Genomic DNA, 10,056 nt, shown 5'->3' with positions numbered 1-10,056 from the left:
CCCAGGTCTGGTTGGTCTGGCCGTTGCAGTCCCACAGCTGCACCTGGGTGCCGTCGGCGGTGCTCGCGCCGGTCACGTCCAGGCAGCGGCCGGAGCTCGTCCCCCTGATCGGCCCGCTGCCACCACCGGAGGTGGGGGTCACGGTCGGACTGGGTGACGGGCTACCCGGGGACGGGCTGGGGGACGGGGACGAGGTGCCGCCGTCGAGCGTGAGGTTCTTCTGCTGGACCTGCCACTGGGTTCTGCACAGGCCGCAGTTGGCGCCGACGAAGTTGGCGCCGGCCGTCGTGTCGCCCTTGAGCCGCCACTTGAGGTACAGCACGGCCACGCGGCCGAACTCGCCGCCGTTGGTCTGGTCGTAGGTGCCGCCGTGTCCGACGTTCAGATTGCCCATGAACGCGGGCAGCCCGGCCGGCAACTTGCCCCAGTCGTCCATGGCGTTCGGGTAGGCGATGTCACTGGGCCCGCCGATGAAGTAGGCGATCGGCTTCGTCAGCCGGCGGAGCTGGTAGTCGTCGGAGTCGTTCAGCAACCCGCTGCTGAAGATGGTGGTCGTGGTGACACGTGAGTCGTTGGAGACGGCGTAGGCCTCCAGCCCCCCGCAGGACCAACCCCCTACAGCGATCTTGCTGGTGTCGAGCCTGCCGTTGTACTTGCTGCCCTGCCGGCTGTTCTCCGCGACCGCCCAGTCGATGGACTGCGTCAGCATTTGGGACGTCGTCGAACCGGATCCGTTCGGGCTGCCGCTGGCGATGACCAGGAACCCGTGCGAGGCGATCTCACGGAGGAAGTTCAGCTGCCCTGTCCCGTTGGCGGAGCAGCCTCCGTTGCCCCAGACGAAAATGGGGAGCTTCTCGGACGGAAGGGTTCCGGGCCGGTAGATGGTGTGGTTGGGCAGGCTGGTCGAGGTCTCGTAATCAGCCGGGTAGGGGCCCGAGCCACCGACCGCCGCGGCGGCCGGTGTCGTCGTGAGCGCCACTATTCCGGCGCAGACCGGGGCCATCGCGGCCGCCAGTACTGCGCTGATAATCGAGCGTTTTCTCATTTCGCCCTCCGAAGGTGTCACGACGGCGCTCTGTGTCGGATGTGGAATACGCGGCGCACGCCGACGGAGCCCGGCAACGGCTGATAACTGCCACCGCGGCCAGGCTGGTCGGCGCCGACCGAATCTGGGGATCGATATGGCGGACTATCGACTGCGAATCGCGCCCGCGCCAGGCGAAACGAGCCGATGAGAGAATCGTGCAGTTAATATCACTGCGGTCACCAAAAGTGTCAAGCGACTGCGGTCGGCACATGGAGCGGCGCCCCCGCGGACAGGGCACGCCCCTGACGCACCCGAATCCGGGCGTGCAGGTCGACCTCGGAATGGTCGCCGCCGCTCCCCTGCCCCGCGCCGGAAGGACGGGCCGGGGTGGAGGCGGCTCCGCGCAGGTCACAGTGCCTCTCCCACCGGAAACTCCGGGGGGCCCGGCGGGCGGCGGTCAGCGGGAGGCGGACGCGCCGCGGCGGACGCGGAAACGCGTGCCGACGGCCGCGTGGTCGTGCTGACTGCGTGAAAGTTTCTTCAGCCGTCCCCGCCGGCCGGGGCCGAAAGGGAGTTCTCCGATGCGTGGAAGTGGGTGATCCAGGACGCGGCGTCCGGCCAGTACGGCGTCGCGACCTCGATGAGCCGCGCCTCGGCGAGCGAGCCGAGAGCCGAATGGATTTCCAGCATGAGGTCCCGGGCCGCCTGGCGGGGCCATGGTGCCGGCAGGAGATGCTCGGGCAAGTTCGGATCGATGTCCGGGAACTTCCGCCAGGAATCCATGACGGAGGTCCGCGCCACCAGCGCACGGCTCGCGTCGATCTCCCCGTTGCGTACGGCCACCCGCAGGTCCGCGTACTGTGCGATGAATGCCTCGTAGGCCGAGGCGAGGCCGGCCAGATCGTAGGCGGCGGCCGGACCGTGCGGGCCGGTCTCCTCGTCGAACCGGGTGTGCATCACCGACCATCGACCACCGTCGACGTCGTCCAGGATGTCGTGCAGTGCCCGGGTCACCGGACCGGCGTCGGATCCGGGCCGGATCCACACGCTGTCGTACAGCCGCGCGAAACCCAGCGTCCCCAGTGCCTTGCGGACCGCGTGCCGCGGGGCTTGACCGGACTGCCCTTGACCGGACTGTGCCTGACCGGATTGGGGGATCGAGAAGGAGACGGTCACCCAGTCGCCGGTCCACTGCGGCGGGCGTGCGCCGAAGCTCAGGAAGTGATCCATCCGGGAACGGTGCTTGGCGATCGCCGCAGGCGTGAGGTGGTACACGGGCGGCCGTTCGGATCCCCGTACGGCGATCAGGCCACGCTTGGTCAGCCGGGACAACGCGGCCCGCGCGCTGGACTCGCTGATGCCGAACTCCCCGAGCATCGCGACCACCGCCATCGACGGGAGGCCGGCATCCGAGGAGTCAAGGTACTCACCGAGCAAGGTCGTCAGCAGGTGCTGCGGGTTGGGGCCGGCCTGCGCCCGTGGAGCTCCGACATCGTCCGGAGGCACATGGACACTCACGTCATCAGCTTGCCTGACGCCAACGCCCCCGCCGAACCATTTGGCCCCGCACCGTCGCCCCGGAGTGCCTCCCGGCGAACTCACAGCCCGCCCGCTGCACGTCAACCTGCGTCACACGGCGGCGCTGTCACACGGCTACGCTCTGTCACACGGCTACGCCAGGGCCGGGCAGCAAGTCGACGTCGCCGGCGTGCATCGGCTCGCCGCAGTGGGCGCAGCGCAGGTCGACACCGCTGATCTCACCGCACGCGTGGTGGCGGTAGAGCACCGGCGGGCCGGCCTCACCCGCGAGCCACCTGTCGCCCCAGCCGGCCATGACCATGAGCAGGTCGACGAGTTCGGCGCCCTTCTGCGTCAGGTGGTACTCGTGCCGCGGTCGCTGGTCGTAGGGACGGCGTTCCAGCACGCCCTGGTCGACGAGGTGATTCAGCCGCTCGGTCAGCACCTTACGTGAGATCCCGAGGTCGGCCTGGATCCGTTCGAACCGGGTGAGCCCGGCCCACACATCGCGCAGGATCAGCGGCGACCAGGGCTCCCCGATGACGTCGAGCGTGCGCGCGATCGAGCACGCCATCTCGCCGAAGTTCGTGCGCTGCATGAAGCCAGTCTAGCAATCGGGGTTCCCTTAGGGAACTTCACAGTGCTACGTTCCTGTAGTTCCTTAAGGGAACTCAAACTAGGGAGGGTTCACCGAGATGAGCAAGGTCATCGGCGCCCATGCCGTGTCGGTCGACGGATACATCACCGGTCGCGATCCCCGTGCCGGGCGCGGGCTCGGCGACGGGACGATGCTCTTCGACTGGTACTTCGACGGCGACACGCCCAGCCGGGTGTTCGACGGGTTCCGGCTGAGCGAGCCCAGCGCCCGAATCTTCGACGCTCTCGCCACGCGGGTGGGCGCCGTCGTGGCGGGACGCAACACCTATGAGGACTCCGACGGCTTCGGCGGCGTCAGCCCCCACCCGACGGCCCGGTTGTTCGTTCTCAGTCACCGGCCGGCGCCGAAGACGAGCGAGCGGCAGACCCTCGTCACCACCGGCATCCAGGACGCGATCGCGGCGGCCCGCGAGGCGGCCGGCGGCAAGGACGTCGGCCTCATGGGCGGCGGCGTCGTGACCGAGGCGCTGAAGGCGGGCCTCGTCGACGAGGTGATCCTCCATCAGGTGCCGATTCTGCTCGGCCGCGGCCGGCCCTTCTTCCAGCCGCTCCCCGGGCATGTGCGCCTCCGCCTCGTCGAGGCCGTCCCGGCGCCCGGTGTCACCCACCTTCGTTACGAGGTCGAACGATGACCTCGTCGTCCGCCGACGATCACCGGCAGAAGTCCGCCCACAACCCACTCCAGGAGATGACCATGACGCTCGACCCCACTGTGCGCCGCGTGCTCGACGGCACACCTCTCGCCCACCTCGCCAGCGTCCTGCCCGATGGCGCCCCCCACACCGTCCCGGTCTGGATCGGGACGCACGGCGACCACATCGTGTTCCTCACCGGTCCGGGCTCGCGCAAAGCTCGCAACCTGCGCCGCGATCCGCGGGTCGCGCTCTCCCTGACTCCGCCCGGCGACCCGTTCCAGCCGGTCGTCGTCCGCGGCCGCGTCGTCGAGTGGCTCGAAGGCGACGCCGCCTGGACGATCGTCGACCAGCTGGCCGTCAAATACATCGGCCGGCCGTACTCACGAGACGAGGAGCGCGTCGTCGCGGTCATCGAACCCGAGCGGCAGACGGTGGGCCTCGCCTGAGCGGCGGCCACTTGGCCGTGCGCCCCAAGTCCCGCTTGTCGAGCCGGGCCTGTGCCACCGTCGCCCGGGTACGACCTCAATCGCCGGCCCGGTCTGCGGCTCGTTGTCACAAGTCGGGACGTCGCCCTGTCTTCGAGGCGGACCGTACGTCGCGAGATGACAGGAACAGACCATGCCACCAACAGGCACCATGATCCGGATCCGGGTCCGGATGAGTGCTCGTGCCGTCGACGAGCCGCACCGTACGTCGAGTCAGCTCGAGCTGCTGTTCGATCTCACCTTCGTGGTCGCTGTCGCGGCCGTCACCGCGCAGCTCGCGCACGACATCGCCGACGGTCACGGCCTGGCCGGGCTGGTGCCGTTCCTGCAGGTGTTCTTCGCGATCTGGTGGGCGTGGATGAACTTCACCTGGTTCGCCTCGTCCTTCGACACCGACGACATCGCCTACCGGCTGCTGACCATGGTGCAGATGGCCGGCGTGCTGGTCCTCGCCGCCGGTGTGCCCGCCGCCGCGAGCCACTCCGACTATGCCGTGATCACATTGGGCTACATCGTCATGAGGATCGGGCTCGTGGCCCAATGGCTGCGGGCCGGTCGCGAAGACCCGGCGAGGCGCCGCACCGCGCTTCGCTACGCCGGTGGTATCGCCGTCCTGCAGACGGGCTGGCTGTCACGGCTCGCCCTCGTGGAGACGGGAGTCCTGCCCTCGTCCCTCGGCCTGCCGTACTTCGCCTGCCTGGCCGCCCTGGAACTCGCGGTGCCGCGGTGGGCGGAGCGGGCCGGGGCCACCAATTGGCATCCGCACCACATCGCCGAGCGCTACGGCCTGTTCACGATCATCCTGCTCGGTGAGAGCGTGCTGGCGGTGAGCAGAGGGGTCGGGAGAGCGCTGGAGGCAGACGCGGACGGCGGCCCCTTCGTCGTGATCGCCGGCGCCGGTCTCGTCCTGCTGTTCGCGCTGTGGTGGTTGTACTTCCTCGGACCTGCGGGGGACGGTCTCAGTGACCGCCGTCATCGGTCCTACCTGTGGGGATACGGCCACTACGGCATCTTCACGGCTCTGGCGGCACTCGGTGCGGGGCTCGAGGTCGCGGTGGAGCGGAGCGGGCACGAGACCGGGTCCTCGCCGCTGGCGCTCGGCTACGCGATCGCCGTTCCGGTGGGCGTGTATCTCGCGCTGCTGTGCGCCGTACACGTGCTCGTCGTCCCACAGCCCGTCCTCGTGCCCGCCGTGGTGCTGGGATGCGTGGTCGTCGTCCTGACACTGCCGCTCGCGACGCCCTGGACCGGCATGGCCGGCGTGGCCGGCGTGGCCGGGGCGACTGCGGCCGTCTGCGTGTTGCTGATCGCCGTCACGATCCGGACGGCAGCCGCCCGCACCCGTCAGCGGCCGGAGAAGGATTCGACGGCAGCCGTCACAAGCCCGAGGGCTGTCCGGTCTTAGCTGGCGACCGGGCGGCGACGAGGCGGCCCGGCGGACCGAGGGGAAACGCGATGAAGATCACGGTAGTCGGCGGAACCGGCCTGATCGGGTCGAAGCTCGTGACGAAGCTGCGCGGGCAGGGGCACGAGGCGGTGGCGGCGTCGCCGAACACCGGCGTCAACACACTGACCGGCGAGGGACTGGCCGAGGTGCTGGCGGGTGCGCAGGTGGTGGTCGACGTCTCGAACTCGCCGTCGTTCGAGCGGGCTGCGGTGCTGGAGTTCTTCGAGACCTCCACGCGCAACCTGCTCGCGGCCGAGGCGGCGGCGGGCGTGGGTCACCACGTCGCGGTGTCGATCGTGGGGACCGAGCGGATGCCGGACAACGGCTACTTCGCGGCGAAGATCGCGCAGGAGCAGCTGATCGAGAAATCGGGAATCCCGTTCTCGCTCGTGCACTCGACCCAGTTCTTCGAGTTCGCCCGTGGCATCGCCGACGAGGCCACTGTGGACGGCACGGTGCACATCGCGCCCGTGCTCTTCCAGCCCATCGCGGGCGACGACGTCGCCGAGGCGGTCGGCCGGACCGCGGTGGGGTCGCCTCTGAACGGCAGGGTCGAGATCGCCGGCCCCGAGCAGTTCCGGATGGACGAGTTCTTCCGTCAGGCGCTGGCCGCCTGGGGCGACCCCCGCGAGGTGGTCGCCGATCCGCACGCGCGCTACTTCGGCAGCGAGCTGAGCGAGCGGTCGCTGGTGCCCGTCGACGACGGCGCCGTGCTTGGCGCGATCCGCTACCACGACTGGCTCGACCGCGCCGCCACCGGCCAATAGTCCAGTCCATCCATACGGGTGCGCACGCGATGACCGTGGTCCCTCCGCCCCGCAGGCCGCCGCGGTCGTCGCGTTCCCCGGGCCGAGCCATCCGCACAGAACAGAACAGAACAGAGAGGATCGATGACCGCTCCGAGCGACGAGTACGGATCCCTGCACGAACTCGAGATCGAAGTCGAGGAGGAGATGATCGAGGCCGAGCGCGGCCTTCCAGAAGAGGCGGCCGCCCTGCCCATCACCGAATGGCTGTTCGACCCGACGGACGTCGAACGCGCACGGATCGGCCTGCGAGGTCTGCTCGGCGCGGTCGAGGTGCTGGAGGACGACCTCCGGCCCGCCGGTCCCGTCGAGTAGAAGGCCCTCACACCGATATGCGTTCGCCCGGCCTTGGTCGAATATCAGTACCCAGCGCTGCCTGTAACCATCGGAGCTGCAGGTGTATTACCGCACGGCGACGTAGTCACCGAACTCGGGTACGCCGAGACGTTTACCGGTGTGATAGTTCCTCATCTGGAATGCGCACGAGCCGTTGTTTGAGAGGTTCCAATAGGAACCGTACCTGGAGGTGCAGACGCTAACAGTGGTTTGTGCCGGTTGAACGGCGGTTGTCTCCTTCCTTGACGATTTGACCGATCGCAGTCAGATTCGGAATGTCATCCGATGAAGGGCGGGGGCTGTTGATCGAATTCGGCGTGCTCGGACCGCTGGAGGTGCGGCGCGACGGGGTGGCCGTGGCGATGAAGCCGGCGAAGTGGCGTCGTCTGCTGGCATTGCTGCTGTGCAGGGCCGGGGAGCCGGTGGAGGTGCCGGCGTTGATCGAGGCGCTGTGGAACGGCCGGCCGCCCGCCAGCGCGCGCAAGAACCTCCAGTGCTATGTGCATCGGCTGCGGCGTTCGATCGCCGGGCAGGAGCACATCGTGCACAGCGCGGCCGGGTACGCGATCATCGTCGGGGTGGACCAGATGGACGCGCTGCGTTTCGCGGATCTGGTGGACCGCGGACAAGGCGCCTATGACCGCGGGGATCTCGAATCGGCCGGCGCCCTATTGCGGCAGGCGTTGAAACTCTGGCGGGGCACGCCGTACGCGGATGTCAGTGATGTCCCATTCGTGACGCAGGAGGTCCTGCGGCTGGAAGAGGCACGACTGCGCGCCCAGGAATTGAACGTTTCCGTGGATTTGGAGCTGGGCCGGCACAGTGCGCTGATCGGCGAACTGGGCCGGCTCGCCACGGCTCACCCGTATCGGGAGCGGCTGCGTTACTACTGGATGCTGGCGTTGTACCGCTCCGGTCGCCAGGCCGAGGCCCTGGAGGTGTTCCGCGACACGCGTGCCCTCCTGATCGAGGAACTCGGCATCGAGCCGGGGCCGGAGCTGCGTGCTCTCAACGAGCAGATCCTGCGCTCCGACCCTGCCCTCGGCCCCACGCGGGCCGCAGGACCGGTGGAGGTGCGCCCGGGCTTACCGGTACCACGGCAGTTGCCGAGTGACGTGCCCGCTTTCACCGGCCGGGCGAGTGTCCTCCACGCGCTGGACCGGCTGCTGCCCGACGACGGGACGGCTCCGGCTGGCGCGGTCGCGATCCCCCTCCTGTCGGGCACCGCGGGTGTGGGCAAGACGACGCTGGCGGTGCACTGGGCACATCGCGTCGCCGCCCGGTTCCCGGACGGGCAGTTGTATGTCAACCTGCGCGGTTTCGACCCGAACGGGCCGGTGATGACGCCGGGCGAGGCGGTTCGGGGTTTCCTGCACGCCCTCGGCGTCCCGGCGGACGACATTTCGCCCGCCCTCGACGCGCAGGTGGCGTTGTACCGCAGCCTGCTGGCCGGTCGACGGGTGCTGGTGGTGCTGGACAACGCACGCGACGCCGAGCAGGTGCGGCCGCTGTTACCCGGCTCGTCCGGTTGCGCGGCGGTGGTGACCAGCCGCGAGCAGCTGACCGGTCTGGTCGCGATGGAAGGCGCCTGCCCGCTCACCGTGGACCTGCTCACGGCCGCCGAATCCCGTCAGCTGCTCGCCGGGCGCCTCGGGGCCGGCCGGGTGGCGGCCGAGCCCCAAGCGGTGGAGGAGATCGTCGCGCGTGCGCGGGACTGCCCCTGGCGCTGGCGATCGTGGCGGCGCGGGCCGCCACCCGGCCCGCGTTCCCGCTCGCGGCCGTGGCCGACGCGTTGAGCGACAGCGGCGATCTGTGGGCGGTGTTCTCCTGGAGCTATCGGACCCTCGGCGCCCCGGTGGCGCAGCTGTTCCGGCTGCTGAGCCTGCATCCCGGCCCCGATGTCACGGTGCCCGCCGCGGCCAGTCTGGCCGGCGTGCCGCCGGCTCGGGCCCGGCGGCTGCTGGCCGAGCTGACCCGCGCCCATCTGCTCACCGAACAGGCCCCGGGCCGCTACGACACGCATGATCTGCTGCGCGCGTACGCCGCCGAGCTCACCCGGCGGTGGGACGGCGGCACCGATCGGCACGCGGCGCTGCACCGGATGTTCGACCACTACCTGCACACCGCTCACAGCGCGGCGTTGCTGCTGGACCCGTCTCGCGATCCGCTTTCCCTCGTCCCGGCACAGCCGGGCGTGACCGTCCACCCCCTCATCGATCACGATGAGGCGCTGGCATGGTTCGCCGCCGAGCACACGGTTATCATCGGCGCCGTCCAGCACGCGGCCGAGGCCGGGTTCGACACCCACGCCTGGCAACTGGTGTGGACCCTGGCCGATTTCCTGACCCAGCGTGGGCGCCACGACCCGAACGCCTCAGGGCTCGGCGACGACACCCTGACCCACTACCGGCACGCCCTGTCTCAGTGGGAGAAGCTGACCGAGTCGTCCGGCAAGGGCCGGACTCATCTCAGCCTCGCCCTGGCGTTCGCCCGGCAAGCCGGCTACTCCGACACGCTCCGCCACTCCGAGCAGGCGCTTCACCTGTTCCGCGCAGCAGGCCATCAGATCGGACAGGCCTTCGCCCTGGTGGGGATGTGGTGGGCGCACGGTCAGCTCGGCGATCACCGTCGAGCCCTGCCCGCCTGTCAGGAGGTCCTGTCCCTGTACCTGCAGATTGGCGACCGCTACGGCCAGGCGGCGGCCTGGGACAGCCTGGGTCAGACCCTGCACCACCTCGGCCGGCACGCCCAAGCCGTCGCGAGCTATCAGGAGGCTCTCACACTCTTCCAGCAGCTCGGCGAACGGTACGGAGAGGCCTACACCCTCACCCGCCTCGGTGAGACGCAGCGCGCCGCGGGCGAGCACGAGGCCGCCTACCGAGCCTGGCTGCGCGCCCTTTCCATCCTCACAGAGCTCGGGCATCCCGACGCCCACACCCTGCGGACCAGACTGCACGCCCTCTTTTTCGCCCCGACTCACGACGTCGCAGCGGCCAGGTAGCACTCCGGCCGATGCCGAGGAAGGCGGATGCCACCGGCATCCCAAGGTCGTGACGCCCATCACAGGACTGACCGCTCACTTGCTCCGATCACGGACGTCTCCTACTATTCCTACATAGTTACTAGGAATACGCCCGTCTCGGCA

At 69.4% G+C, this 10,056-nt stretch carries 10 protein-coding genes; 7 read left to right on the top strand and 3 right to left on the bottom strand.

From position 1 onward, the window contains the following. From AB0J39_RS23075 to AB0J39_RS23065, 3 genes are all read right to left on the bottom strand, one after another. Positions 1 to 1,045, bottom strand: a 1,045-nt coding sequence (locus tag AB0J39_RS23075; RefSeq protein WP_363468084.1) for an RICIN domain-containing protein, incomplete at its 3' end; no start/stop codon positions are given. 522 nt (positions 1,046 to 1,567) lie between these two features. Then, on the bottom strand, positions 1,568 to 2,545 hold the full coding sequence (locus AB0J39_RS23070) for a PaaX family transcriptional regulator C-terminal domain-containing protein (protein WP_363468082.1): 978 nt from the start codon (positions 2,543 to 2,545) through the stop codon (positions 1,568 to 1,570). A gap of 145 nt (positions 2,546 to 2,690) precedes the next feature. Continuing rightward, positions 2,691 to 3,143, bottom strand: coding sequence for a helix-turn-helix domain-containing protein (locus AB0J39_RS23065; RefSeq protein WP_363468080.1), 453 nt, complete (start codon positions 3,141 to 3,143; stop codon positions 2,691 to 2,693). A 97-nt stretch (positions 3,144 to 3,240) separates the two neighbouring features. Here AB0J39_RS23065 and AB0J39_RS23060 point away from each other — a divergent pair, with 97 nt between their 5' ends. The 7 genes from AB0J39_RS23060 (at position 3,241) to AB0J39_RS23030 (ending at position 9,912) form a co-directional block, all read left to right on the top strand. Next, complete coding sequence (locus AB0J39_RS23060) at positions 3,241 to 3,834, top strand: dihydrofolate reductase family protein (RefSeq protein WP_363468078.1); 594 nt, start codon at positions 3,241 to 3,243, stop codon at positions 3,832 to 3,834. Then, positions 3,831 to 4,283 carry a PPOX class F420-dependent oxidoreductase gene (locus tag AB0J39_RS23055; RefSeq protein WP_363468076.1) on the top strand — a complete coding sequence of 151 codons (453 nt, stop codon included), beginning with the start codon at positions 3,831 to 3,833 and terminating at the stop codon, positions 4,281 to 4,283. Before AB0J39_RS23060 ends, AB0J39_RS23055 begins: the two co-directional genes overlap by 4 nt. Before the next feature lie 211 nt (positions 4,284 to 4,494). Next, positions 4,495 to 5,727: a low temperature requirement protein A gene (locus AB0J39_RS23050; protein ID WP_363468075.1), complete on the top strand. Its 1,233-nt coding sequence runs from the start codon at positions 4,495 to 4,497 to the stop codon at positions 5,725 to 5,727. 50 nt (positions 5,728 to 5,777) lie between these two features. Continuing rightward, a complete protein-coding gene (locus AB0J39_RS23045; protein WP_363468073.1) occupies positions 5,778 to 6,536 on the top strand; it encodes an SDR family oxidoreductase in 759 nt (252 codons plus the stop codon). Positions 6,537 to 6,659: 123 nt separating this feature from the next. Then, a complete protein-coding gene (locus AB0J39_RS23040) occupies positions 6,660 to 6,890 on the top strand; it encodes a hypothetical protein (RefSeq protein WP_363468071.1) in 231 nt (76 codons plus the stop codon). A gap of 323 nt (positions 6,891 to 7,213) precedes the next feature. Beyond that, positions 7,214 to 8,707: an AfsR/SARP family transcriptional regulator gene (locus AB0J39_RS23035; RefSeq protein ID WP_363468069.1), complete on the top strand. Its 1,494-nt coding sequence runs from the start codon at positions 7,214 to 7,216 to the stop codon at positions 8,705 to 8,707. After that, positions 8,647 to 9,912 carry a tetratricopeptide repeat protein gene (locus AB0J39_RS23030; RefSeq protein WP_363468067.1) on the top strand — a complete coding sequence of 422 codons (1,266 nt, stop codon included), beginning with the start codon at positions 8,647 to 8,649 and terminating at the stop codon, positions 9,910 to 9,912. The genes AB0J39_RS23035 and AB0J39_RS23030 overlap by 61 nt, the downstream gene beginning before the upstream one ends. Positions 9,913 to 10,056 lie beyond the last annotated feature (144 nt).

The sequence above is a fragment of the Microbispora sp. NPDC049633 genome (assembly GCF_040675265.1).
Taxonomy (GTDB): Bacteria; Actinomycetota; Actinomycetes; order Streptosporangiales; family Streptosporangiaceae; genus Microbispora; species Microbispora maris.
Note: the sequence above shows the minus strand (reverse complement) of the source record. Positions and strands in the feature narration are given on the sequence as shown.

Excerpts from the sequence above, each read along its gene's own strand:
- AB0J39_RS23050 (WP_363468075.1), top strand. The coding sequence starts at position 4,495 with ATGAGTGCTCGTGCCGTCGACGAGCCGCACCGTACGTCGAGTCAGCTC.
- AB0J39_RS23040 (WP_363468071.1), top strand. The coding sequence starts at position 6,660 with ATGACCGCTCCGAGCGACGAGTACGGATCCCTGCACGAACTCGAGATC.
- AB0J39_RS23045 (WP_363468073.1), top strand. The coding sequence starts at position 5,778 with ATGAAGATCACGGTAGTCGGCGGAACCGGCCTGATCGGGTCGAAGCTC.
- AB0J39_RS23055 (WP_363468076.1), top strand. The coding sequence starts at position 3,831 with ATGACCTCGTCGTCCGCCGACGATCACCGGCAGAAGTCCGCCCACAAC.
- AB0J39_RS23060 (WP_363468078.1), top strand. The coding sequence starts at position 3,241 with ATGAGCAAGGTCATCGGCGCCCATGCCGTGTCGGTCGACGGATACATC.
- AB0J39_RS23065 (WP_363468080.1), bottom strand. The coding sequence starts at position 3,143 with ATGCAGCGCACGAACTTCGGCGAGATGGCGTGCTCGATCGCGCGCACG.